The organism is Bacillus sp. ISO11 (assembly GCF_003458115.1).
Classification (GTDB): domain Bacteria; phylum Bacillota; class Bacilli; order Bacillales; family Bacillaceae_G; genus Bacillus_A; species Bacillus_A cereus.
Genome location: NZ_QXCO01000001.1, coordinates 115,806 through 139,970, shown reverse-complemented (window position 1 = coordinate 139,970; position 24,165 = coordinate 115,806). Strand labels below are relative to the sequence as shown.

Genomic DNA, 24,165 nt, shown 5'->3' with positions numbered 1-24,165 from the left:
AGATATAGTAACAGTTATTTACAGTGTTCCGTGTTTCGCTTCAAAATAGACGTGCTGAAATTTAAAAAAGTTTCTTCTATATTATTGAATATACTTATGGCACTTACAATGAGTACCGTCTTTATCTCATTTGTTGTTTTAGCAAAAAGATATTAAGATGGAGGAGAGAAAGGAAGATTAACATATGCAAATGATGTATGCTTTTGGCATTGGGCTTGTATTATTTTTAGCCGTATTCTTATTTATTCGTAAAGACGTTCAAGGTGGGACGTTAACGAAGCGAGGATTTTATAAATTAATCGGCTGTTTAGTTATTATGCTTATAGCAATTATTGTAATGATCGTATTAATTAATCAGTCACTATAGAATGTAAAAACGGAACCTTACTTCGGTAAGGTTTTTCTTTATTATTCAACCTGAAAATTACCGCTAAATCCATTTGATGGAAATAACTTGTGTTATATAATCCAATGAAATGATAGATAAGGAGTGTAGTATATGAATAAAAAAATTATCTTCTATTTATTAACTTGTATACTACTTGTAGCTAGTACTACTTATATAATATGTAACAAAAGAGAACAAGTGCCACCTATATTAGTATGGGACGAACAAGAATACTATGTTACAAATGAACCTGCCAAAGTAGAAGAAGTTGGGCAAAAACTTGGCGAAGTAACAAAGAAAATTAAAACAAGTAAAAAACCTACTAAAAATAGAGAATCTAATACATTACAAGAGAAAACAGAAGTATTCACAATGATTGAGGAAGAAAAAAGTGATTACCCGCCTTTAATCATAAAGGAAGCTTATAGTGATGAATATAGGGTAGTGAGGCCGATGTTGAAGCAAGTATTATGATGAAAAGGAGGTTCATATGCAGACACTAACTCCGCATCCGTAGTCGTTAAGAAAAATATTTGTCTTTTTCCTCCTATCGGTGCCGCTTACATTTTGATGAATAGAGGGGCACTACAAAAGAGAGATTTCATTTTATATTTATTATTTGCTGCTATTAATATATGGCTTTGGCTGTCACTTATGATTTTTGATCGGAGTGTGTGGATGGTAGCGGGTAGTAGGGAGCAGAAAATGTGGTTCATTTGTGCTACGGATACAGATTGATAGAAGAGGGACCTTGTAGGAATGCTGCAAGGTCCTTTATCTTTTGGGAATTAATAGAAAATGAATCATATAAATGCTATACTAAAAAATGTTTGTAATGTCAGTTTCTTAATATTGTATGATGCTGACTTAATAGAAAAGATAAGAGGAGAATGAGCGTGCAAAAGGTAAAGAGATTATTGCTATTAATGATGGTAGTAGGATTAACAGCAGGTGTTTTAGCAGGGTGTGCAAATCCGAAAGATACTACAGAAGAATTTTTAACAGCGATACAAAAAGGTGATGTAGAAAAAGCTCGTACATTTGTCGAGAGTGACAAGGAATTTAATAAACTAAATGAAAAAACAGATGATGCTGAGGCAAAAGCAATGCTAAGTGCAATTACAAAGAACTTTAAATTTGAAAAGCTAGAAGAAGTATCGAAAAAGGATGACAAAGCAGAAGTGAAAGTGAAAATTACATCTGCTGATCTATCCGTTGCTGTAACAAAAGCAGTGGGAGAAGTTATGCCAATGGCCTTCGCTAGCGCATTTAGCGAAGACAAAGAACAATCTGAAAAAGCGATTGAAAAAACAATGACCTCAACTATCATCAAAAACTTAACGGATAAAGATGCAGCAATGGCAACTCGCGAAGTTACATTGAACTTAAAGAAAGACAAAGATGGCGACTATAAAATCGTTGCTGACGATAACTTGAAAGAAGTATTGTTTGCCAATGCAAAGTCTTTGGAGAAGATGTTTGGTGGGAAGTAATTGAATTAGATAAAAAAGAGACACCATATCACGTAGAAGGTTGATATGGTGTCTCTTTTTTATATGACCCCGGAGAGGCTCGAACTCACGACCTCCACCCTGTCAAGGTGGCGCTCTCCCTGCTGAGCTACGGGATCCCAACTATAAATATTACGACCAGCAATATGTTTTCATTCGTATAATAAGATAATTTTTATAATTTATTGAATATTGTAACATTTTATGTATTCCTATAATAGCAACAAACTTCAATAGTGTAAAGGTATAATTTTCTGAATGTTATCATTCCAATTTTTATATAAAAAAATAAGCCCCGAAGAGCTTAGTTTAATAATAATATCACCGCAATTATCAATGATATCATCAAAAATACAAGTATAAATAATGGAGCTCGTTCATGAGCTATCTTCCTGTAAGTGTCATTGAAGCTGTATAAATTGTATCTACAGAACCGTCAGCATTTGTAATTTTAACTTTGTAACGATATTCCCCGTTTTCTGGAAGTTGTCCACCCCAACCAGTTGTATTGTAAAATTCTTCGTTTGTTCCAGCTGGTAATTCGGAGCCAAAATTGAAGTCAGTTTCATAGTAACCCCAGCCACTTGCCCATTTCTTTTCAATAGTTACACGATAGCGCACATCTTCAGCTCTATCATTTGTGATTTTTGCAATCATATTTTGGCCGTAGCTATACTCTGTAGAGTGTAATTGAATTGTGAAGCCATTTAACGTTTCGCTAGGACCACAAATATAACGACAGAACTCGCTTGCTCCGTCAGCATGTGCCTTCGGTGTTTCAATGTTCATAACCGTTAAACCGCCTAAAGCTAATGCGCCAGTTAATAATACTTTACCAAATGTTTTCACTTGAAATTCCCCCTAAGTATACTCTCAATTCGTTCGATAGATATCACATTAATCTAATGGAACGTTTTTTCCTTAAGTGTATTCGCTATGAATCTTTCATCTTGTAGTAATCTAATCACTACATAAAATTTCATAGTTTTGATTCCATATATGTATCATGATTTACATAGAACAAATCTGTTAATACGCTTTGGTTATTTACTTATTCCACTACTTCTTATTACCTTTTATTGGTAAAACGTTGGTTTTATTATATAACATTATTATCTATTTACAAGAGAAAATAATACTGTATGCAAAAATGCATAATAAAAAACACTGCTTGTATTCTAGATTACAGATTAAATGGAGTGTTGGGTTTCAATTAATATTTGAGTGGAACTTAATGCTAATTTTTTATGCTTAACAGTATGCATATATCATCGTTTATTAAAGTCATAATTGATAAACCTTGTTCAGGGGACGCTCTTCCTGCTGAGCTACAGAATCTTCAAAAGGGAAAGTATAAGCGATTATGCTAGTAATGTATGAAGGAATAATGATGAGAAGCGAATTCAGTAGAAAGTAGTCTTTGGATGTAGTGGTTATATTATTTACGATACCAATCCAAAGGACCTTCAGCACTCAAATCAACAAGAAAAGGGAGTAAGAAATGTAAAGGTAAGCTTATAAGTTCTGGCATAGCGTTCACCGTTTTCTTTGATAGATATTGTCTCATAAAACAATACGGACAATCCTTTTCAAATGTCACGAGTATTGCCCATACATCTTTTATTGTCCACTTCGTTTTACAATACGTACAACGCTTCATGAGGTTCCTCCTCATTTTAAGTTTTCTTCTAGTATACTCCATTCCATTGTAAGAAAGTCATTTGTATTTGGTGTGGTAAAATGTAAGTTGTTTTATTTTTATGTGAATCTATTTAGTCATTTATGAACAATTACATATCATTTGATATTTTTGCAGAATGATAGATTTTCAGTTTCAATATGCCAATTGGCCAATATATCCTTTTTACAATTTACTGAAAATCATGTATAACAGAGATACATGATTATTTTATCTCGCTATTTGCGGGCAGTAAGATCCCTTACTTCGAAATTCAGCAAAAGTAAAGAAGTTAGGTTCGGGTCGGAATGCCCGTAAAAGTCCGATTCGTGAGGGTTGATGAAAGTTTCACTTTATAAATATTCAGAAGTAGAGGGAGAAAAGTTGTAATGGTAAGAAAAACGTTCAAGATGCGCGTGTCTAAAAATAGAACGATTTCGATTAATGGATCGATTCTTGATGTGGATGTTACACATGATGAATTTTTACAAGAGTTTGTTGAGTGGGTTGATTCTAAAGGTTGGTCGTTTATGGAAATAACAGATGAGATTACGCCCGAGGAAGCTAGTCAAAAGTTAATAGATTCGTTGATTGATGAGAAGGATAAGAAAGAGTAATTCCTTCTTATTTTTATTGTATATTTATGTTCTTTATCGTAAAAGTATGATATAGTAAAAAATAGTGAAAATTCTTCCAATATAATACAAATTACATATGATTGGTAGATTTATTATTTTGTTAAGGAGTAAATGGAAAAGGGAGAGTCATATGGTAAATTTTAAGAAAATTTTGGTTTTTATTACAGTTATTTGTTCGTTTTTTTTGACGCCCATAACATTGCGTGCTGAGACGAATATTGGAGTAAATCCAGAACAAGTTGCACCACCACCTGCGGAAGGACCGAATGTTTTTAGTCAGTTTGCAACGACAATTGATGCAAAAACAGGAGATGTTTTGTATGACAAAAACGCATATCACCGCGCATTTCCTGCTAGTACGACGAAGGTGTTAACAGCGATTTTACTCATGGAGCATACAAAGCCAGAGGATCAATTTACATTTTCACAATTAGCATTAGATCAAGAGAAGAGTAATTATCAAATTGAGTTTCAACCTGGAGAGACAATTAATAGAAATACTGCGCTTATGATTTTAATGGTGCTGAGTGCGAATGATGTGTCGTATGCGATTGCGGAGCGGATTGGCGGGAGTGTTGAGAATTTCGCTAATATGATGAATGAGAAAGCGAAGCAATTAGGGGCGAAAGATAGCCACTTTGTAACACCGAATGGATTGCATGATCCGAACCATTATACGACGCCGTATGATATGGCTATGATTACGAAGGGTGTGCAAAAGTATCCTGAAATTTTACAAGCGATGAATACGAAAAGAACGACAGTTACGACGTCTAGGCAGACGGTGTCTATTTTTAATAAATCTAATTTTTTTGAAAATCCATATAGCATTGGCGGTAAGACAGGGTTTACGAATGAAGCACGTAATACACTTGTTTTATTAAATGAGAAAGATGGAAATCGTATTATAAGCGTAGTAATGGCTTCTCAAAGACCTGAAATTTATGAAGATTTGAAGCAGATGGCGGAATATTCTTTCGGTCAATTTACGAAGCAAATGGTGCTTGATAAACATAATTGGCATCAAAAAACAACATATTTAAATAAAGATGTTAATTCTGAGTTGGAACAAAGTGCGGAGCTTATGCTTAAGAAAGATGAAGGGAAAAATGTGAAAACTATTTTCCGGGCGGCTTCATTAGATAAAGAATCTTTATATCATAAAGGAATACATCGTGGTGAGGTAGTTGGTGCAGTTGATATTACGAAAAATAATCAAACAATTGCGACGGTAAATGTTCTTTCAACAGAAGATGTCACTTTTACGATGCCTAAAAAAGATACAACTATGCCTGAAGTAAAAGACTCAAATGTGAAAGTAATAAGTGTTGGGATAGGTGCGATTATATTATTTGGAGCAATTTTATATGTAGTGTTGCGCCGAAATACAAAAGGAATGAAATCAGAAGGTAAATAAATTACTAATAAAAAGACTGTGTAAAATTTTGGCACAGTCTTTTTTCTATATTTTAAATAACTAATAATTGTAAATTTTCTTATTGCAATAACTTAAAGTTCGTTATATCATTTACTTGTGTTCTTGTTAAAGAACAAAGTGGATATTGCATACTTCAAATAATATAAAACAACGGAGAGGGAGAGAGACGATGAAATTAATATGGAAGATAATTAGCAACGCGATCTCATTTGTTTTATTTGCATTGATGGTTTTTTTAGCTTTTGTAGTTATTTCTTCAAAAGCAAGCGGTGGTGATCCGACAGTGATGGGATATCAATTTAAGAGCGTTCTTTCAGGATCAATGGAGCCGACGTTTTTAACAGGATCAATCATTGCAATAGAACCAAACAAAGATGGTTCTAAATATCAAAAAGGTGATGTTATTACCTTTAAAGAGAAAGATCAAAAAATTATCACTCACCGTATTATCGGTGTGAAAGATACAAATGGAAAAGTAATGTATGAAACAAAAGGGGATAACAACAACGGACCAGATTTAGAGCCAGTACTTGCAGAAAATGTAGTTGGAAAGTATGCAGATATTACAGTTCCGTATGTTGGTTATTTACTGAATTATGCGAATTCAAAAGCGGGAGCAGCATTGCTTCTTATTATTCCAGGAGTCTTTTTACTTGGGTATTCCGCGATTTCTATTTTTGGTGCTATTCGTAGCATTGACGGAGAAAAGAAAGATAAAAAAGTAGAACAATCCGTCTAGTTCGTTTGGTTATACTTTCCGTTTAGGAAGTTAACAAATATATATTAAGGGGATATGGACATGACTTTAAAGAAAAAATTAGGAATGGGTATTACATCAGCAGTATTAGGAGCAGCTTTAGTTGGTGGAGGAACATTTGCATTTTTCAGTGATAAAGAAGTGTCAAATAATACATTTGCGGCTGGAACACTGGATTTAGCATTAAATCCATCAACAGTTGTTAACGTATCGAATTTAAAACCTGGGGATACAATTGAAAAAGAATTTAAACTAGAAAATAAAGGCTCTTTAAATATTAAAAAGGTTCTACTGAAAACAGATTATAATGTAGAAGATGTAAAGAAAGACAATAAAGATGATTTTGGTAAACATATTAAAGTAACATTCTTAAAAAATGTAGATAAGCATGAGACAATTGTGAAACAAACTACTTTAGATAAATTAAAAGGTGACACACTTACAGCTGTAGATAATGATTTATCGGCTTGGTTCTGGGATGAAAAAGGTATTTCAGCAGGTAAATCTGATAAATTCAAAGTGAAATTCGAGTTCGTTGATAATGGAAAAGATCAAAATCAATTCCAAGGCGATAAGTTACAATTAAATTGGACGTTTGATGCACAACAAACAGCAGGTGAAGAAAAATAGAAAAAGGGCTATCACATGGATAGCCCTTTTTCTATTTTTCTAGTATTTGTCTATCAATTTTAATAGTTCTTTACTATAATATAGATAATGTTCTGTATAAAGAACGTAATGTTCGATGGGAGAGATTAAGATGCTGAAAAGACCGCGTAATTTTAAAAAGATGCTTATATTGCCGTGTATGTGTTCTATTACGTTTTATTTAGGATCTCAAATTATGACGCATACAGAAGCGGCGTTCATTCATGAAACGAAAGTAGAAGCGACGCTTTCTACAGCAATTATATTTCCGAAAACAGTTAATACGTTAAAAGAGCAATCTGAGAAACATAAACAGTTTATTGAGCGTGAGTATGGAACGATGAAGGGAAAATCGAAAGCAACTTCTATTGAAGAAATAAAACAGGCGATTTCTGTATGGCAACAAGGGCGTGAGAAAATTGTTGCTGAGAAGGAAGCCCTGCAAAATGTATATACTGAAATAGAAGCTCCTTACAATCAAATACAAGAAGAATTAAAGGTAAATAAAGATGAGTCGATGCAGCAAGTGTCCATATATGTAAATGAAGGCTTCCGCAGTATCAAAGAGAAGCGTGACTATATTGAGAAAGAAATTAGCTTGAAAGCTATTGATGAGCAAATTCAGGCTCTTCAGCAACAATTAAACGTTGCAATTGAAGCAGAAGAACAGAAGAAAGCAGAAGAACAGAAGAAAGTAGAAGAACAGAAGAAAGCAGAAGAACAGAAGAAAGTAGAAGAACAGAAGAAAGCAGAAGAACAGAAGAAAGCAGAAGAACAGAAGAAAGCAGAAGAACAGAAGAAAGCAGAAGAACAGAAGAAAGTAGAAGAACAGAAGAAAGCAGAAGAGCAAAAGAAAGCGGAGTAACTGCTTTAGTGAAACAGCCGGAAAACAAGAATGTGGTGTAAGAGAGAGTAAACGAATAAGCAAGACTAGTAATATTTATACGAGTGTGAGGGAACGTTAGCCCTCACCTCTTTGTTTTTCTTTTTTCTTATAGTATTAAATGATTTGAGTGTGAAAAAAGTTATAAATTATCATTGTTTTTTTCTGAAAAGTCTAAATGATATTGAGAAATAAAAATAACTGAAAATATTAATAAATATGTGTTGTGTTTATATAGGGTTGTTCGTTATAATGAACATAAGGTTTTTAAAAAAGAACGCATATTAGCTAAGCTAATATAGTTTTCTTTACATCTCTTATTGAAAAATAAGTGATAAAAATATAAAAAAAAGCTAGGGGGAATTGATTGTGAGTCTGAAAAAGAAATTAGGTATGGGAGTTGCATCAGCAGCATTGGGGTTAGCTTTAATTGGTGGAGGAACATTTGCATTCTTTAGCGATAAAGAAGTATCAAACAATACATTTGCAGCTGGGACGTTAGACCTTACATTAAACCCTAAGACGCTTGTAGATATTAAAGATTTAAAACCAGGGGATTCTGTTAAGAAAGAGTTCTTATTACAAAACAGCGGTTCGTTAACTATTAAAGACGTTAAATTAGCAACAAAGTATACTGTTAAAGATGCAAAAGGTGATAATGCTGGTGAAGACTTTGGTAAGCACGTTAAAGTAAAATTCCTTTGGAACTGGGATAAACAAAGTGAGCCTGTATACGAAACAACTTTAGCAGACTTACAAAAAGTTGATCCAGATCTTTTAGCTAAAGATATCTTTGCTCCTGAGTGGGGAGAAAAGGGTGGATTAGCAGCTGGTACAGAGGATTATCTATGGGTACAATTTGAATTTGTAGATGATGGAAAAGACCAAAATATCTTCCAAGGTGATACATTGAATTTAGAATGGACATTCAATGCTAACCAAGAAGCTGGGGAAGAAAAATAATAAAAAAGCGGGTATTCCCGCTTTTTTTTATAAAGAAAAAGAAGTGCTGGTTGTAAGCACTTCTTTCTATTATTATTTTTGATTTTGCTTCCACTTTGTAAATTCAAGAAATTCACGAAATTGTTCTTTGGAGACACCAGAGTTCATTGCATCTTTAACGAGTTGTGTCCATTCGGAGTCTAGGTTAGTTTCCTTTGTTGTTTCATCATGAAGTAAAGTATCAACTGGAATTTGTAGAACTGCTGCGATCTTTTCAAGAAACTGAATGGAAGGGTTTTTTTGTAAATTTCGTTCTATAGAACTAATGTAAGATTTAGCAACGCCAGCTTTTTCGGCAAGTTCAGTTAATGAAATCCCTTTTTGTAAACGAAGGCGTTTTATACGTTCTCCAATCATATTTGCGCACCTTTCTATCAATATGTAGTTGTCTTATGATGTCATTATTATAACATAAACTTCGTTAAAAAGAACAAACCTATTGAGCCTGACTGGATGGCTTCATACGTTGGAAAAATTGCTCGATGTCTTGCATGGCGATACCAGCATCTAGAGCTTCAAGTATTAAATCAATCCATTCTTGATCCAGTGCGTCTGTCTTATCTTTGTACAAATGTAATTCCTCCCTAATTATCGGTCATAATTGCTGCTACAGAATACATGATAATGAAATCCGATTTTGTGTTTTATATAGTGAATTATCAAATATTGTGTAGATGAAACAAAGATAAAATCCCCATTAAACTCCCTCTATGGAAATTATAAATTGTTCGATAAAAACTTTCAATATTTTCAGAAAACATTGTTGAATTGTGATATATTCGTATGCTAACTATGAAATTTTTACAAATATATTAAAAACATTACATAATATGACTAAATATTGAAAAAATATTGAATTTTTAATAAAATTCAATTTGTAATACATATTATTTATTAGGGGAGGAAATAAGGGATGAACAAGAAACCGTTCAAAGTTTTGTCATCAATCGCATTGACAGCTGTATTAGGCCTTTCATTCGGAGCTGGCACTCAATCTGCATATGCTGAAACGCCTGTGAATAAAACAGCTACGAGCCCAGTTGATGATCATTTAATTCCGGAAGAACGTTTAGCAGATGCATTAAAAAAACGTGGGGTAATTGATTCGAAGGCTTCAGAGACAGAAACAAAGAAAGCAGTCGAAAAGTATGTAGAGAACAAAAAGGGTGAAAATCCTGGGAAAGAAGCAGCGAATGGGGACCAACTTACGAAAGATGCATCCGACTTTTTAAAGAAAGTGAAAGATGCGAAAGCAGACACGAAAGAAAAATTAAATCAACCAGCAACAGGCACACCTGCAGCGACAGGCCCAGTTAAAGGCGGTCTAAATGGTAAAGTACCAACTTCTCCAGCGAAACAAAAAGACTATAACGGTGAAGTTCGTAAAGACAAAGTACTCGTTTTACTTGTAGAGTACGCTGACTTTAAACATAATAATATCGACAAAGAGCCTGGATATATGTATTCTAACGATTTTAATAAAGAACATTATGAAAAAATGTTATTCGGCAACGAGCCATTCACATTAGATGATGGAAGTAAAATTGAAACGTTTAAACAATATTACGAAGAACAATCTGGTGGTAGTTACACAGTGGACGGAACAGTTACAAAATGGTTAACAGTTCCTGGTAAGGCGGCTGATTATGGTGCAGATGCTGCTAGCGGCGGCCATGATAATAAAGGACCAAAAGGGCCACGTGATTTAGTAAAAGATGCATTAAAAGCAGCTGTAGATAGTGGTATTGATTTATCAGAGTTCGACCAATTTGATCAATACGATGTAAATGGTGATGGAAATAAAAATCAACCAGACGGTTTAATCGATCACTTAATGATTATTCATGCGGGTGTTGGACAAGAAGCAGGCGGTGGTAAATTAGGCGATGATGCAATTTGGTCGCACCGTTGGACAGTTGGACCAAAGCCATTCCCAATTGAAGGTACACAAGCGAAAGTACCATATTGGGGTGGAAAGATGGCAGCATTCGACTACACAATTGAACCAGAAGATGGAGCGGTTGGTGTATTCGCACATGAATATGGTCACGATTTAGGTCTTCCAGATGAGTACGATACACAATATAGTGGTCAAGGTGAGCCGATTGAAGCTTGGTCTATTATGAGTGGCGGAAGCTGGGCTGGTAAAATCGCTGGAACGACGCCAACGAGTTTCTCACCACAAAATAAAGAGTTTTTCCAAAAAACAATCGGTGGTAACTGGGCAAATATCGTAGAAGTAGATTACGAGAAATTAAATAAAGGTATCGGTCTAGCGACATATTTGGATCAAAGTGTTACGAAATCTAACCGTCCGGGTATGATTCGTGTTAACTTACCAGACAAAGATATAAAAACAATTGAGCCGGCATTTGGAAAACAGTATTACTACAGCACAAAAGGTGATGATCTTCATACGAAGATGGAAACACCACTGTTCGATTTAACAAATGCAACGACTGCAAAATTTGACTTCAAATCATTATATGAAATTGAAGCAGAGTATGATTTCCTTGAAGTACACGCTGTAACGGAAGATGGTCAACAAACGTTAATTGAAAGACTTGGTGAGAAAGCAAATAGTGGAAATGCAGATTCGACAAATGGAAAATGGATTGACAAATCATATGATTTAAGTCAATTCAAAGGCAAGAAAGTAAAATTAACATTTGATTACATTACTGATGGTGGTTTAGCATTAAATGGATTCGCTCTTGATAATGCTTCATTAACAGTAGATGGTAAAGTAGCATTCTCTGATGACGCAGAAGGTACACCACAATTAAAATTAGATGGTTTCGTTGTATCTAACGGAACAGAGAAGAAAAAACATAACTACTATGTTGAGTGGAGAAACTATGCTGGGGCAGATAACGCGTTGAAATTTGCTCGCGGTCCAGTATTTAACACTGGTATGGTTGTATGGTATGCAGATTCAGCTTATACAGATAACTGGGTTGGTGTACATCCAGGACACGGTTTCCTTGGTGTAGTTGATTCTCATCCAGAAGCAATTGTTGGTACTTTAAATGGTAAACCAACAGTTAAGAGTAGTACACGATTCCAAATCGCTGATGCAGCGTTCTCATTCGACAAAACGCCAGCTTGGAAAGTCGTATCTCCAACGCGTGGAACATTTACGTATGATGGTTTAGCAGGCGTACCAAAGTTTGATGATTCTAAAACGTATATTAATCAACAGATTCCAGATGCAGGACGTATTTTACCGAAGCTTGGTTTGAAATTTGAAGTAGTAGGACAAGCTGATGATAATTCTGCAGGTGCTGTTCGTTTATATCGTTAATACAGTAAAACTACCGAGAGATTTTCTTTCGGTAGTTTTTTTGTGAGCAATGAATTTTATATAGCTGAAAAAGTCATATATAATGTAACCTTAAGAATAGAAATTTGTTATATATGAAGTCTATATAAATAATGAAAGAATTGGATAAAAATAGTGGGAGAAGGTGAGTGAATGAGTATTTCCTCTATTGTAAGTAGGCAAAAGGAATATTTTTTAAAAGGGCATACGAGAAGCATCGAAATGAGAAAGAATAATTTGAAGAAGCTTTATGAAGGCATTCAGCGTTTTGAAGAAGAAATATTTCAGGCATTGAAATTAGATTTAAATAAGTCAGTTCACGAGTCGTTTACAACGGAAGTTGGATATGTATTAAAAGAAATTTCCTTTCAATTGAAACATATGTCATCGTGGAGTAAACCGAAACGAGTTCGAACAGCACTCACTCATTTTGGATCAAAAGGAAAAGTAGTGCCAGAACCGTATGGTGTGACGCTTATTATTGCACCGTGGAACTATCCTTTTCAATTAGCAATTGCACCACTTGTAGGAGCACTGGCAGCTGGAAATACAATCGTTTTAAAGCCGTCAGAGTTAACGCCAAGCGTTTCAAAAGTGCTTAAGAGAATGTTAGATGAATTATTCCCAGAAGAGCTTGTAGCGGTAGTAGAAGGTGGCGTTGAAGAGAGTACATCTTTGCTGAGGGAACCGTTTGATTATATTTTCTTTACTGGTAGTGTTGGAGTTGGAAAAGTTGTAATGGAAGCAGCAGCGAAACAGTTGACACCGCTCACTTTAGAACTTGGCGGGAAAAGTCCTTGTATTGTACATAAAGATGCAAAGATAGAGATGACAGCAAGAAGAATTGTTTGGGGTAAGTTTTTAAATGCAGGGCAGACGTGTGTAGCGCCTGATTATATGTATGTGCATTCTTCCGTGAAAGAAAAGCTAATTGAGGCACTGCGACATGAAATTATAGAGCAGTATAGTAAAGAACCTTTGCGAAATGAAAATTATGTGCGTATTGTAAGTGAGCGTCATTTTGAACGATTATGTGGATTCTTACAAGATGGTCAAGTCGTAATTGGTGGAAACTATAAGAAAGATACATTACATATTGAACCGACAGTACTAGCGGATATTACATGGAAAGATACTGTTATGGAAGATGAAATTTTTGGTCCGATTTTACCAATCATAGAGTACGACAACATAGAAGATGTAATTGGCACAATCCAGCAACATCCGAAGCCGTTAGCGTTATATGTATTTTCTGAAGATAAAGAAGTACAAAAGAAAGTGACGAGTAATATTTCATATGGTGGAGGCTGTATTAATGATGTTGTCTATCATCTTGCCACGCCATATTTACCTTTTGGGGGTGTTGGAAGTAGTGGATTAGGGGGGTATCATGGGAAAGAAAGTTTTCGGACTTTTTCACATTATAAAAGCATTTTAGCCCAATCTACAGCATTCGACATGAAAATTCGTTACTCTTCTACAAAAAGTGCTTTAAAATTCATACGAAAGTTGTTAAAATGATGATGGTGTTTATCAGTAGGCGTAGCCGTATGATAATAGCCCCTTCGCAATGGAAGGGGTTTTTCTGTTCGACGTTATGTATCATGCGAAAATGAATCCAACATACTACATAAAGAATAGAAACGAACGCTTGTTAAATAATCATTTTTGTTTGGATCGAAACAAAAAATAGTCTATAGAACATAAATATTTATTCATGAATATAAAAATTAAAAATTTAAGGTAGATAGGACGGGAAAATGAAAAAGATTATTAAAGTTGAAGCAGTTGAAAAACATTTTGGAAATCAAGTGATTATCCCACCTCTTTCTTTAGATATTAAAGAGGGAGAGTTTTTAACAATTTTAGGACCGAGTGGCTGCGGGAAAACGACTTTACTTCGTATGATCGCAGGATTTGAAACTCCAACTAAAGGGAATCTTTTATTAGATGCTGAAAGAATTAACGATTTGCCGCCATATAAGCGTCATATGAACCTAGTGTTCCAACATTACGCACTATTCCCACATATGACAGTAGAGAAGAATATTTGTTTTGGTATGAAAATGCAGAAAGTATCAGCAGCAGAGCAGAAAGAGCGTGCTGAAGAGGCAATGCGTTTAACGCAGTTACTTGAGTTCCGTAATCGTAAACCTGCGAAGCTTTCTGGTGGACAACAGCAGCGTGTTGCAATTGCAAGAGCGATTGTAAATAATCCGCGTGTATTACTATTAGATGAGCCACTTGGAGCGCTTGACTTTAAGTTACGAAAAGACTTGCAACGTGAATTGAAAAACTTACAACGTAATTTAGGAATTACGTTCATATACGTAACGCACGATCAAGAAGAAGCAATGAGCATGAGCGATCGTATTGTAGTTATGAATAAAGGACATATCGAACAAATCGGAACACCGAAAGAAATTTATAATAAGCCGAAAACATTGTTCGTTGCGACATTCATCGGTGAAAATAATATTGTGAAAAACGGGGAAGGCTATGTAGCAATTCGCCCTGAAAATGTAAAAGTACGTTCGGTTGAAGAGTCAATTTTAAAAGAATACCATCTTGGACATATTGAAGATATCGAGTTTGTCGGAAATATGGAGAAGCTTTATGTACGTGATGAGAAAACATCAGAATTACTAATGGCATATCAAACTGCTGAAGAGGCAGCGCAGTGGAGCATTGGAGATAATGTATATGTAGGCTGGGAGCAAGAGGACGAGGTGACCTTAAATTGAAAAAAGGGAAATTACTCGCACTACCTACAGTCGCGTGGCTGTTAATTTTCTTCCTAATCCCGCTCGTATTCGTATTAGGATTCGCCTTCATGCAGCGCGGAGCTTACGGGACAGTAGAAATGCAATTTACGCTGGAGAATATATCCCGTGTGTTTGATCCTTTGTACTTAGGAACGTTATGGGAAACTGTTAAGATCGCAGTTATTACAACAGTAATATGTTTATTAATTGGCTATCCGTTTGCGTATACAATTACAATTGTTGACCGCAAATACCGCTCTATTCTTTTATTATTGGCAACGATCCCGTTTTGGATTAACTTTCTTGTTCGTTCATACGCATGGATTGTTATTTTACGTTCACAAGGTCTTGTGAATACGTTGTTATTAAAGCTTGGCATTATTAGTGAACCGTTAAATTTATTATATAATACTCCTTCTGTAATACTCGGAATGGTCTATTCTTTATTACCATTTATGATTTTACCAGTGTATGCAGCAATTGAGCAGCTGGATAAGCGTAAGCTAGAAGCGGCTTATGATTTAGGAGCAACACCAATAAAGGCATTTTGGAATATAACAGTGCCGATGACTATGTCAGGAATTGCGACTGGTTCTATTTTAGTATTCGTTTCTTCTATCGGAATGTTTGTTGTATCAGACGTGATGGGCGGATCGAAAGTAGCATTAATCGGAAACGTTATTCAAAATCAATTCTTAGGTGCACGTGACTGGCCATTTGGATCTGCGTTATCGATTATCGTTGTTCTATTCTCTGTTCTGTTAATTTACTTATATTATCGTGCAACGAAAGTATATAAATATAATGAGAACGGAGGGGAATAGGCAAAGATGAAGAAGTTTTTAGTTTCTTATTCTTGGTTAATTTTGTTATTCTTGTATTTTCCAATGATGGTTTTAATGGTCTATTCTTTCAACGACTCTCGCATTAATGCGGAGTGGGAAGGTTTTACATTCCATTGGTATACAGATTTATTTCAAAAACAAGATGTTATTGATGCATTTGTAAATAGTATTACGATTGCAGTTATAACAACGATTGTGACAACGGTACTTGGTGTATTCTTTGCAATTGCTTTACATCGTTATAAATATCGTTTCGAAGGGGCTATTAATGGCCTTGTATATTTACCAATTTTAATTCCTGATATTTTAATGGGATTATCTTTACTAATTCTTTTCAGCCAGTTAGGAATGGAACTTGGACAAACAACGATTATTATTGCACATATTACATTTAGTATTTCGTTTGTTGTTGTTATTTTAGCTGCGCGTCTTTCAAGTATGGGACGTGACTTAGAAGAAGCTGCAAATGATCTAGGAGCAACGCCTTGGCAAACGTTTCGTTATGTAACGTTCCCAGCAATTGCACCGGGAGTTATTTCGGCAGCATTATTAACATTCACATTATCAATTGATGATTTTGTAATTAGTTTCTTCGTATCAGGACCAGGATCAACAACATTGCCATTATATATTTACAGTATGGTTAAGCGCGGAGTATCACCAGAAATTAATGCTCTTTCTACAATTTTAATTGTTGCTATCGTAGGATTAATGGTTCTATCTGAAATCTTCCGGAACAAAGGTGCAGATGGTGAAGAAAACTCTGGAGGACACCTTCCTTTATAATACGAACGATATAGAAAGTACAAGGGGGTAATAAACCGATGAAATTAATGAAAAGAATAGCTGGCGCAGCAATTAGTTTTAGCCTTGTTGCTGGTGTGCTTGCTGGTTGTGGTGAAAAGAAAGAAGAATTAAATATTTATAGCTGGGCTGACAATTTTGATGAGCAAGTGCTAAAAGATTTTGAAAAGAAATATAATGTGAAAATTAACTATGACAAGTACGCAAGTAATGAAGAAATGCTTGCGAAATTACAAGCTGGTGGCGCAAAGTACGACTTAATCCAGCCGTCTGATTACATGGTTAAAACAATGGCGAAAATGGACTTATTAGCGCCGTTAGATAAAAAGAATATCCCGAATATCGAAAATATGGTTTCTAATTTCAAAACACCTGCGTTTGATCCAGAGAATAAATATTCTTTAGTGTACACTTGGGGTGTAACAGGGATTGCATACAATAAAAAGTATGTGAAAGAAGCACCTACAAGCTGGGCGGACTTATGGAATGAGAAATATAAAGGACATGTAACGTTACTGAACGATTCTCGTGAAGTATTAGGAGTGGGTCTTAAGAAGCACGGGTTCTCAAACAGTACGAAAGACGATGCACAATTAAAGACAGCAGCAGATGATTTAAAGAAGCTGCTTCCAAACTTATTAGCATTTGATACAGATAACATTAAACAAAAATTCATTACAGAAGATGCTTGGATCGGAACAGTTTGGTCTGGAGATGCAGCATTTATCGCAAAAGATAATAAAGATGTAGAATATGTTGTACCGAAAGAAGGCGGCACAATTTGGGCTGATACGTTAGCAATTCCAAAAGGTGCAAAACATAAAGAGCTTGCTGAGAAATTTATGAACTACTTACTAGATGAAAAAGTAAGTGTGAAAAACTACGAGTCAATTGGTTACAGTAATCCAAATGAAAAAGCTCATCCTCTTCATAGTAAAGAATACCGTGATAATCACATGATTTTCTTAACGAAAGAAGAGTTAGATCGTACAGAATGGCTTGTTGATGTAGACGATAAGTTAAAAGACTATGATCGTTACTGGACAGAGCTAAAAACAAAAGGTAAATAAGTAAGGAAATGCGGTTTCTAAAGTAGAAATCGCATTTTTTTCATAGTAGGAGGAAATCGTTTGAATAAGAAGTTACATCAGTATGAGGTAATGTGTATCGGTTTGTTATTTGCTGTATTTGGTATTGTTGCTTGGCGCGTACATGCAGGTGGCGTTACAGTGATGGATACATATGTCCGTGGATTAGTAAGAGGGCTACAAACGGAAAGTTCTCTTATATTTTTCTCATACTTTACAAAATTGGGATCAGCAATTGGGATAGTCGCTACGCTCGTTATAAGCTTGCTTGTTTTTTGGAAGAAGCGTTATTATGCTGCGATGATTGTATATCCAATGGGAATTTTAATAACACATCTTGTGAATAAAGGGATAAAAGAGATTGTAAAGAGAGAACGTCCGTCATTAAATGAAGCGCTAGATGCACTTGGATATAGTTTTCCTAGTGGACATGCAATGCTATCGATTATGACATTTGGATTTCTTACTTATATCATTGCTGCTAATTTGAAAAGCGTAGCTGGGAAATGTGTCACAACGATTTTGATGGGTATAGTAATTCTATCGATTGGATTAAGTAGAGTCATTTTAAATGTACATTACCCAACTGATATTTTAGCTGGTTACTGCGTAGGTGGTATTTTGTTAATTATCGCGATTTACTACCATCGTTTACTTACTGAGAGATTAGGGCTTAATAAGGAGAGATAGAAAAACGTCTGGAAAAACTATTATTATAGTTTTTCCAGACGTTTTTTGTTTATATCAAGATGTGATACAGTATAAGTGACAATTGAATTATTTAAAGTAGGTGAAAATGTGTGAAGACAAATGTACATAAAGTTGATAAGTGGGGGAAGTTAGGAGCTTTTTTGTATCAGTTTCGTTATACAGTAATTGTAGCGTTACTGTTGCTCGCAATCGCACTTGGGATTTTTGCTCCAAAGTTACCGGGAGTATTAGGTGGTGACGGTTTCCAAACGGAAGGCGACTATCAAAAAACAAAAGAAATTTTAGATCAAGATTTTAAGAAGTCTCAAGATACGCTACTGCTCGTTTTTGAGAAAAATAAAGATGCTTCGCATGAGGAATTTAAAAAGCGAATAGATGAAATTGTAAAGAATGTTCAAGAGAAAGAGAGCTATGAATCTTTCCATCACCCAATCCAAAATAAAGAAATGCTACAAGATGACATCGGTTATGCGACAATTTTATTTTCCGGGAAAACAAATAAAGAAAGAATGGAAAAGACATTACAATTTGCTGATGAGATTGAGAAAGAAAGTAATGTAGCATTAAAAGTAACACCTACAGGATTTCCGAAAATTAATCAAGAGATTAATGAAAGAACGCAAAATGATTTAAAAGTAGCAGAAATGATTGGATTACCAATTGCGTTTCTTGTATTACTATTTTCGTTTGGTAGTCTTTTGGCATCAATTTTACCGATTTTGAATGGGGCGCTTAGTGTTATTAGTACGATGGGGATATTGTATTTCATCGGTGTTGATAAAGAACTATCTATTTTCGTGTTAAACGTTGCGCCGATGATTGGACTTGCATTATCTATTGATTTTGCGCTATTATTTGTGAACCGTTTTCGAGAGGAAGTTGCTAAACGAACGGTAAAAGAAGCGATAGCAATTACATATCAAACGGCAGGACGTGCGATTGTATTTTCAGGATTATGCGTATTTGTTGGGTTATCCGGTTTGTTTTTCTTTAAGATAGATTATATTCAATCTGTCGCGATTAGTGGAATGATTGTTGTCATTATGAGCATTTTATTCTCACTCACACTTCTTCCAGCACTATTATCGTTAATAGGTAAAAGAATATTAAAAAAGAATCAAGTAGCACATACGCCGGCAAAAGCATGGCGTAAATTTGCACAATTTGTGATGAAACATCCAATTGCAATGATTATTGTTGTTACAACATTTATTGTTATTTGCTTATTACCGTTACGTACAGCTAATTTACAGTTCCCTGGTGTTGAAGCTTTACCTGAAAAGAGTGATACAAGGATTGCATATGAAAAGTATGAAGAAGCATTTAATGAAACTGTCAAAACACACGCTGATGTTACGTTAGTTGTAGAGACGAAAAAAGATATGAAAGAAAAAGAAAGTCTACAAAAGATAGAAGAAGTCGTTCAAAAGTTAAAAGATGATAAGAAAGTACATGAAGTAAGAAGTTTATACGACGGGTTAACTGGAATGAAAGCAGATCAAGTTGTTGGAATATTGCAGTCGCCAGAATCAGCGAAACTAACTCCTGTATTTGAAGCATACACGCAAGGGAATAAGACGACGATAGAAATCTTTTTGAAAACAAAACCACGTACAGAGACTGCAAAACAGTGGGTACGTGACTTTAAAAAGAACTATAAAGAAACGGATGTTACGTATTATCTAGGCGGAATGACGACGTTTCAACAAGAATTAGAAGATGAAATTAAAGATAAAGTTGTAATTGGTATGTCTGTTATATTTGGATCGACCTTTGTTATATTATTATTTGCATTCCGATCTATACTCATTCCAATTAAGGCAATTGTTATGAATATACTTAGTTTAAGTGCAACCATTGGAATTGTTGTTTGGTTATTTGAAGGTGGTCATTTCGGTTTAGAAGCAAGTCCGGTTCTGTTTGTCTTACCAATCTTCATTTTTGGCCTCGTATTTGGGCTTAGTATGGATTATGAAGTATTTCTTATTTCACGTATTCATGAGCTCTATGAAGAAACAGGAGATAACGATCAAGCAACGTTAGAAGGGCTCGTTTCAACAAGTAGAATCATTACATCAGCTGCTTTAATAATGATTGTTGTAACTGGTGCATTCGCATTTACTGATATTTTACCAGTAAAGCAGATGGGTCTTGGCGTTGCATTAGCAATATTTCTTGATGCAACAATTATTCGTCTTATGCTCGTACCAAGCTTAATGAAGTTATTTGGAGACTGGAACTGGTGGTTACCATTTCGAAAAAAACGAGAAAAATCATCATAAAAAATGCTCATCATATTGATGAGCATTTTTTATGAATAGCAAAGCCTACATTTTGCAAATAGTATGTGATAAGAACATTACATAATAAGTAGGTGAAGGCAATGTTTCGTTATTTTAAGTTTAAGTTAAATGATACAGTACAGTTTGCCGAGAACGATGGGCATATGTATCGCATTGTCGGTTATCGGTTAGAAAAAGGATTTTATCCAAAAGATGAATGGACTCATATCATTTATGAACTACTTAGAGAATTTGACGGGTATACGATGGATGCAGAAGAGGAAGAACTTGTAAAGGTCGTTCAAGTAGAGGATGAGTATTATAAAATACAAGAAGTATCAGGTTATCGCTATCCAGTAAAAATGAAACAAAAACAACAAGTGATGAAAATAGAAAAGATGGACGATTTATTAGATGCTTACAATGATTATAAAAGGTTGGCGGATTTCTTTAAAGATTTATCGTATGAACAAAAAGCTGAAGAAGTATTGTTAGAAATGAAAAGACTTAGAGCTTGAGGGGCAGTCTATTATAAGACTGTCCTCTATTTTTGACAGTGCATCAAAGTGTGTTTTCCGTTACAATGAGAGAATCAATAGAAATAAGGTGATAAACAGTATGGAAACAAAGAAAAAGGGCGAATGGTGTGAAATTATCGTTCCAGCTAAATGGAATGGTATAAGTATTGAATCGGTATTAAAAGTAGAATGGGAAATACCGAAAAAGCTATTACATCAGCTTCGTATGGAAAAAGGTGTTACGGTTAACGGGGAACAAAGAAGATGGAATGAGCTTTTAAAAGAGAACGATAAGTTACAAGTCCATATGTTTGCGGAGGAAGAGTACGGTGTAGATCCAGAATATGGTGAATTACATGTAGTATACGAAGATGATCACGTACTTATCGTAAATAAACCAGAGCAAATGGACACACACCCTGCTGAAAAAGGTGGAACCGGGACGCTTGCAAATCTTGTTGCTTTTCATTTTCAAATGCAAGGTTTAGAGACGAAGGTGCGTCATATTCATCGTTTAGATAAAGATACGACAGGTGGTGTCGTGTTTGCTAAGCATAGAATTGCTGGTGCAATTATGGATCGTCTATTAATGGAAAGAAAAATTAAAAGAACGTACGCAGCGCTCGTTGAAGGGAAAGTAAAGAAGAAACAAGGAAAGATTGATGCTGCTATCGGAAGGGATCGCCATCATGCTACAAGGCGTCGTATTTCTCCAAAAGGTGACCAAGCTATCACATATTATAAAGTAGAAAAGTATTTTAGGAAGCAAAACACGACTTTCGTAACGTTACAATTAGAAACGGGTAGAACACATCAAATTCGTGTTCATATGAGTCATAATGGTAATCCACTAGTTGGGGATGTATTATATGGTGGACAAACAAAATATATGTCCAGTCAAGCATTGCATGCGATGAAGATAAATTTCTTGCATCCAATTACGAAAGAAGCAATTGAAGTTGATGTGCCGTTTCCTACAAATTTAAATAAAAAAATAAAAGAATTTCAAAAAGAAAATGCGTAAAGTATAAGTTTTAACTTGAAAAAAGTAGATTTTTGCAGGGATTTCTCTAAAAGAAGCGAAGCCGTTAAGAGAAAAGAGAGGTGAGAATCACTTGATCAAATATAAGTATGTACTTGGAATATTTTTCGCTTGTCTTTTACTTACTCTATTTCTCTATCCCTATTTACCAAATCGTATGGCAGTACATTGGAATGTAAATGGTGAGCCAAACGAGTTTATGAGTAAACAAGTTGTTGTAGCATTTATTCCTTGTTTTATTATTTTTTCATATGGATTTTTGTATATTATTTCACATAATATATTTAAGTTTAATGAAAGAGAGCATGGTATTATAGGCGGATTTATAAAGAAAATTACGTTATTTATGTTGTTTATTCATATGCTTATCCTCTTTATTAATTTTGGGGATTTGATATCCTTTCAAACAGGATTAACGATTGGGATTAGTATGTTTCTTTTTATGCTGAGTAAAGAATTTAAGAAAATAAAAGGCAAAGAAAAAGATCCAATTAAATTACAAAAAATTCGTTTAGTAAGTAGACGAATTTTTCAAGTGATGGCATGTGGCATATTGTTTTCATTGTTTTTGAACTTAGAGTGGGGATTTTATGTATTGCTTAGTGTAATAAGCTGTGGATCTATGTTGTTTATGTTATATATTTTCTATTCATACATAATAGAAAGCTATGAAACTTAAAAAAGAGTCTTCTCATGAGAAGACTCTTTTAATCTATTTATTTCGTAATAAATTGTTGTGTCCAGTAGTTGCCGCTTTCTACATAGCCAACACCGATGTGAGTGAAGCCGTTATTTAAGATGTTTGCACGGTGTCCAGCGCTGTTCATCCAAGCTTGTACTACTTCTTCAGGTGTACGTTGGCCTTGAGCGATGTTTTCACCTGCAGATGTATAAGAAATACCAAATTTCTTCATCATATCAAACGGAGATCCGTATGTAGGACTGTTATGATCAAAGTAGTTGTTTTTTTGCATATCTTCAGACTTAATACGTGCTACTTTACTTAATTCAGTATCGATTTTTAGTGCTGGTAAGCCTTGTTTTGCACGCTCAGCGTTTGTTAATTCAACAACACGTTGTTCGAACTCGCTTAAAGATTTTGCTTCTTCAGCAGGCTTTTGCTCAGCTGGTTTTTGTTCAGCAGGTTTTTGAGTATTGTTGTTTTCAGCAGGTTTTTGAGCTTCTGGTTTTTGAACTTCTTCAGCAGGCTTTTGCTCGGCTGGTTTTTGTTCAACTGGCTTTTGAGTTTCTGGCTTAGCTGTTGGTTGCTCAGTTACAACATTTTCAGTAGGTTGTTGACCAGGAATGAAGCAGTTTGGTTGGAAGTTTCCTTGTTGCCATTGTGCTAATGATTCAACTCCCATAGATTGTAAGAATGCTTGTAATTCTTGTTGGCTCATTTGTTTCATCATCACTTTTGAATGCTGAATATTTTGAACCTTTAAGTTAGATGGTTGTACTGTTGCAGCTTGTGCATCTAGAGAAGATACTCCTAAAGTAAGAGCTGTTGCAGCAGCTACAGATAATAAAACACGCTTTTTCATGATGTGTGTCCCCCTATATAAAGTTTTAATTTGTTTTCACACGATTTGTTTTTGACAGCCTGTCTGACTGACAAATTCATCGTAGCATACAATTTGCGAGAAAAAAGATGGAAAAAAATTCATAGACTTTAAAATTACCTAATTTATCCTAAGAGAAGGAGGGAGCAAAAATAAGAGAAATATAGAGTATAAAAGGAATTTATAGTGTTTTTATACTTGGTTTTAAGAGGGGGTTTTTGGATAAAGTTACCTAAATAGAAAATGAAGAATCCTATTGTATCAATGGTTTGAGCGATTTTTT

The 24,165-nt window shown here is 34.9% G+C and carries 26 protein-coding genes, 1 tRNA gene and 1 pseudogene; 22 read left to right on the top strand and 6 right to left on the bottom strand.

What is annotated here, in order from left to right:
• Nucleotides 1-81: 81 nt before the first annotated feature.
• The 5 genes and pseudogenes from D1166_RS32250 to D1166_RS00765 form a co-directional block, all read left to right on the top strand.
• Nucleotides 82-156, top strand: a pseudogene (locus D1166_RS32250) (permease); the annotation flags it as partial.
• Nucleotides 157-184: 28 nt separating this feature from the next.
• The gene (locus D1166_RS00775) at nt 185-367 is read left to right on the top strand and encodes a DUF3976 domain-containing protein (RefSeq protein ID WP_097855591.1); all 183 of its coding nucleotides are present in this window, start codon (nt 185-187) and stop codon (nt 365-367) included.
• Nucleotides 368-499: 132 nt separating this feature from the next.
• A complete protein-coding gene (locus D1166_RS00770; RefSeq protein ID WP_097855592.1) occupies nt 500-862 on the top strand; it encodes a hypothetical protein in 363 nt (120 codons plus the stop codon).
• A 93-nt stretch (nt 863-955) separates the two neighbouring features.
• Nucleotides 956-1,126 carry a hypothetical protein gene (locus D1166_RS31110; RefSeq protein WP_165851653.1) on the top strand — a complete coding sequence of 57 codons (171 nt, stop codon included), beginning with the start codon at nt 956-958 and terminating at the stop codon, nt 1,124-1,126.
• A 152-nt stretch (nt 1,127-1,278) separates the two neighbouring features.
• A complete protein-coding gene (locus D1166_RS00765; protein ID WP_074626120.1) occupies nt 1,279-1,881 on the top strand; it encodes a DUF4878 domain-containing protein in 603 nt (200 codons plus the stop codon).
• A gap of 64 nt (nt 1,882-1,945) precedes the next feature.
• Here D1166_RS00765 and D1166_RS00760 read toward each other — a convergent pair.
• The 3 genes from D1166_RS00760 to D1166_RS00750 form a co-directional block, all read right to left on the bottom strand.
• A tRNA-Val gene (locus tag D1166_RS00760) sits at nt 1,946-2,018 on the bottom strand.
• A gap of 265 nt (nt 2,019-2,283) precedes the next feature.
• Nucleotides 2,284-2,748, bottom strand: a complete 465-nt coding sequence (locus tag D1166_RS00755; RefSeq protein ID WP_097855593.1) for a hypothetical protein — start codon at nt 2,746-2,748, stop codon at nt 2,284-2,286.
• A gap of 589 nt (nt 2,749-3,337) precedes the next feature.
• Complete coding sequence (locus D1166_RS00750) at nt 3,338-3,559, bottom strand: hypothetical protein (RefSeq protein WP_000817344.1); 222 nt, start codon at nt 3,557-3,559, stop codon at nt 3,338-3,340.
• Between the two features lie 407 nt (nt 3,560-3,966).
• Here D1166_RS00750 and D1166_RS00740 point away from each other — a divergent pair, with 407 nt between their 5' ends.
• From D1166_RS00740 to calY, 6 genes are all read left to right on the top strand, one after another.
• On the top strand, nt 3,967-4,194 hold the full coding sequence (locus D1166_RS00740) for a hypothetical protein (RefSeq protein ID WP_118043227.1): 228 nt from the start codon (nt 3,967-3,969) through the stop codon (nt 4,192-4,194).
• Between the two features lie 151 nt (nt 4,195-4,345).
• Nucleotides 4,346-5,632: a D-alanyl-D-alanine carboxypeptidase family protein gene (locus D1166_RS00735; protein WP_000247029.1), complete on the top strand. Its 1,287-nt coding sequence runs from the start codon at nt 4,346-4,348 to the stop codon at nt 5,630-5,632.
• A 190-nt stretch (nt 5,633-5,822) separates the two neighbouring features.
• Nucleotides 5,823-6,392, top strand: a complete 570-nt coding sequence (sipW, locus tag D1166_RS00730; RefSeq protein ID WP_000767792.1) for a signal peptidase I SipW — start codon at nt 5,823-5,825, stop codon at nt 6,390-6,392.
• 60 nt (nt 6,393-6,452) lie between these two features.
• Entirely contained in the window at nt 6,453-7,040 is a 588-nt protein-coding gene (locus D1166_RS00725; protein ID WP_097855594.1) for a CalY family protein, read from the top strand.
• Nucleotides 7,041-7,155: 115 nt separating this feature from the next.
• Nucleotides 7,156-7,923, top strand: a complete 768-nt coding sequence (locus D1166_RS00720) for a DUF4047 domain-containing protein (protein WP_118043226.1) — start codon at nt 7,156-7,158, stop codon at nt 7,921-7,923.
• Nucleotides 7,924-8,310: 387 nt separating this feature from the next.
• Nucleotides 8,311-8,904 (top strand): biofilm matrix protein CalY, encoded by a 594-nt coding sequence (calY, locus tag D1166_RS00715; protein ID WP_000053713.1) that lies wholly within the window; start codon nt 8,311-8,313, stop codon nt 8,902-8,904.
• A 72-nt stretch (nt 8,905-8,976) separates the two neighbouring features.
• On the opposite strand, the gene D1166_RS00710 is transcribed toward calY, so the two are convergent.
• A complete protein-coding gene (locus D1166_RS00710; RefSeq protein ID WP_000578885.1) occupies nt 8,977-9,300 on the bottom strand; it encodes a helix-turn-helix domain-containing protein in 324 nt (107 codons plus the stop codon).
• Nucleotides 9,301-9,379: 79 nt separating this feature from the next.
• A complete protein-coding gene (locus D1166_RS00705; protein WP_000276219.1) occupies nt 9,380-9,514 on the bottom strand; it encodes an anti-repressor SinI family protein in 135 nt (44 codons plus the stop codon).
• A 342-nt stretch (nt 9,515-9,856) separates the two neighbouring features.
• On the opposite strand from D1166_RS00705, the gene inhA1 reads away from it, so the two are divergent.
• From inhA1 to D1166_RS00650, 11 genes are all read left to right on the top strand, one after another.
• Nucleotides 9,857-12,247, top strand: coding sequence for a M6 family metalloprotease immune inhibitor InhA1 (gene inhA1, locus D1166_RS00700; protein WP_001035944.1), 2,391 nt, complete (start codon nt 9,857-9,859; stop codon nt 12,245-12,247).
• A gap of 171 nt (nt 12,248-12,418) precedes the next feature.
• On the top strand, nt 12,419-13,786 hold the full coding sequence (locus D1166_RS00695) for an aldehyde dehydrogenase (protein ID WP_097855595.1): 1,368 nt from the start codon (nt 12,419-12,421) through the stop codon (nt 13,784-13,786).
• Between the two features lie 239 nt (nt 13,787-14,025).
• Nucleotides 14,026-15,009, top strand: coding sequence for a spermidine/putrescine ABC transporter ATP-binding protein PotA (gene potA / locus D1166_RS00690; RefSeq protein WP_000720318.1), 984 nt, complete (start codon nt 14,026-14,028; stop codon nt 15,007-15,009).
• Nucleotides 15,006-15,854 carry a spermidine/putrescine ABC transporter permease PotB gene (potB, locus tag D1166_RS00685; RefSeq protein ID WP_000715500.1) on the top strand — a complete coding sequence of 283 codons (849 nt, stop codon included), beginning with the start codon at nt 15,006-15,008 and terminating at the stop codon, nt 15,852-15,854. Before potA ends, potB begins: the two co-directional genes overlap by 4 nt.
• 6 nt (nt 15,855-15,860) lie before the next feature.
• On the top strand, nt 15,861-16,661 hold the full coding sequence (gene potC / locus D1166_RS00680) for a spermidine/putrescine ABC transporter permease PotC (RefSeq protein WP_000714192.1): 801 nt from the start codon (nt 15,861-15,863) through the stop codon (nt 16,659-16,661).
• Nucleotides 16,662-16,699: 38 nt separating this feature from the next.
• On the top strand, nt 16,700-17,749 hold the full coding sequence (gene potD / locus D1166_RS00675; RefSeq protein ID WP_000772485.1) for a spermidine/putrescine ABC transporter substrate-binding protein PotD: 1,050 nt from the start codon (nt 16,700-16,702) through the stop codon (nt 17,747-17,749).
• A 60-nt stretch (nt 17,750-17,809) separates the two neighbouring features.
• Nucleotides 17,810-18,457, top strand: a complete 648-nt coding sequence (locus D1166_RS00670) for a phosphatase PAP2 family protein (RefSeq protein WP_001035521.1) — start codon at nt 17,810-17,812, stop codon at nt 18,455-18,457.
• Between the two features lie 110 nt (nt 18,458-18,567).
• Nucleotides 18,568-20,760: an MMPL family transporter gene (locus tag D1166_RS00665; protein ID WP_097855596.1), complete on the top strand. Its 2,193-nt coding sequence runs from the start codon at nt 18,568-18,570 to the stop codon at nt 20,758-20,760.
• A gap of 101 nt (nt 20,761-20,861) precedes the next feature.
• Complete coding sequence (locus D1166_RS00660) at nt 20,862-21,278, top strand: hypothetical protein (protein ID WP_000490301.1); 417 nt, start codon at nt 20,862-20,864, stop codon at nt 21,276-21,278.
• A gap of 100 nt (nt 21,279-21,378) precedes the next feature.
• The gene (locus tag D1166_RS00655) at nt 21,379-22,302 is read left to right on the top strand and encodes an RluA family pseudouridine synthase (RefSeq protein ID WP_000448323.1); all 924 of its coding nucleotides are present in this window, start codon (nt 21,379-21,381) and stop codon (nt 22,300-22,302) included.
• Between the two features lie 91 nt (nt 22,303-22,393).
• Entirely contained in the window at nt 22,394-22,999 is a 606-nt protein-coding gene (locus D1166_RS00650; protein ID WP_000598995.1) for a DUF1648 domain-containing protein, read from the top strand.
• A 37-nt stretch (nt 23,000-23,036) separates the two neighbouring features.
• Here the strand turns inward: D1166_RS00650 and D1166_RS00645 are convergent, their stop codons facing one another.
• Nucleotides 23,037-23,864 (bottom strand): CAP domain-containing protein, encoded by an 828-nt coding sequence (locus tag D1166_RS00645; protein WP_000747588.1) that lies wholly within the window; start codon nt 23,862-23,864, stop codon nt 23,037-23,039.
• Between the last annotated feature and the right edge of the window lie 301 nt (nt 23,865-24,165).

Bases quoted from the DNA above. Each gene is read 5' to 3' on its own strand.
- D1166_RS00775 (WP_097855591.1), top strand. From the start codon at position 185: ATGCAAATGATGTATGCTTTTGGCATTGGGCTTGTATTATTTTTAGCC.
- D1166_RS00770 (WP_097855592.1), top strand. From the start codon at position 500: ATGAATAAAAAAATTATCTTCTATTTATTAACTTGTATACTACTTGTA.
- D1166_RS00765 (WP_074626120.1), top strand. From the start codon at position 1,279: ATGAGCGTGCAAAAGGTAAAGAGATTATTGCTATTAATGATGGTAGTA.
- D1166_RS00750 (WP_000817344.1), bottom strand. From the start codon at position 3,559: ATGAAGCGTTGTACGTATTGTAAAACGAAGTGGACAATAAAAGATGTA.
- D1166_RS00740 (WP_118043227.1), top strand. From the start codon at position 3,967: ATGGTAAGAAAAACGTTCAAGATGCGCGTGTCTAAAAATAGAACGATT.
- D1166_RS00735 (WP_000247029.1), top strand. From the start codon at position 4,346: ATGGTAAATTTTAAGAAAATTTTGGTTTTTATTACAGTTATTTGTTCG.
- sipW (WP_000767792.1), top strand. From the start codon at position 5,823: ATGAAATTAATATGGAAGATAATTAGCAACGCGATCTCATTTGTTTTA.
- D1166_RS00725 (WP_097855594.1), top strand. From the start codon at position 6,453: ATGACTTTAAAGAAAAAATTAGGAATGGGTATTACATCAGCAGTATTA.
- D1166_RS00720 (WP_118043226.1), top strand. From the start codon at position 7,156: ATGGGAGAGATTAAGATGCTGAAAAGACCGCGTAATTTTAAAAAGATG.
- D1166_RS00710 (WP_000578885.1), bottom strand. From the start codon at position 9,300: ATGATTGGAGAACGTATAAAACGCCTTCGTTTACAAAAAGGGATTTCA.
- inhA1 (WP_001035944.1), top strand. From the start codon at position 9,857: ATGAACAAGAAACCGTTCAAAGTTTTGTCATCAATCGCATTGACAGCT.
- D1166_RS00695 (WP_097855595.1), top strand. From the start codon at position 12,419: ATGAGTATTTCCTCTATTGTAAGTAGGCAAAAGGAATATTTTTTAAAA.
- potA (WP_000720318.1), top strand. From the start codon at position 14,026: ATGAAAAAGATTATTAAAGTTGAAGCAGTTGAAAAACATTTTGGAAAT.
- potC (WP_000714192.1), top strand. From the start codon at position 15,861: ATGAAGAAGTTTTTAGTTTCTTATTCTTGGTTAATTTTGTTATTCTTG.
- potD (WP_000772485.1), top strand. From the start codon at position 16,700: ATGAAATTAATGAAAAGAATAGCTGGCGCAGCAATTAGTTTTAGCCTT.
- D1166_RS00660 (WP_000490301.1), top strand. From the start codon at position 20,862: ATGTTTCGTTATTTTAAGTTTAAGTTAAATGATACAGTACAGTTTGCC.
- D1166_RS00655 (WP_000448323.1), top strand. From the start codon at position 21,379: ATGGAAACAAAGAAAAAGGGCGAATGGTGTGAAATTATCGTTCCAGCT.
- D1166_RS00645 (WP_000747588.1), bottom strand. From the start codon at position 23,864: ATGAAAAAGCGTGTTTTATTATCTGTAGCTGCTGCAACAGCTCTTACT.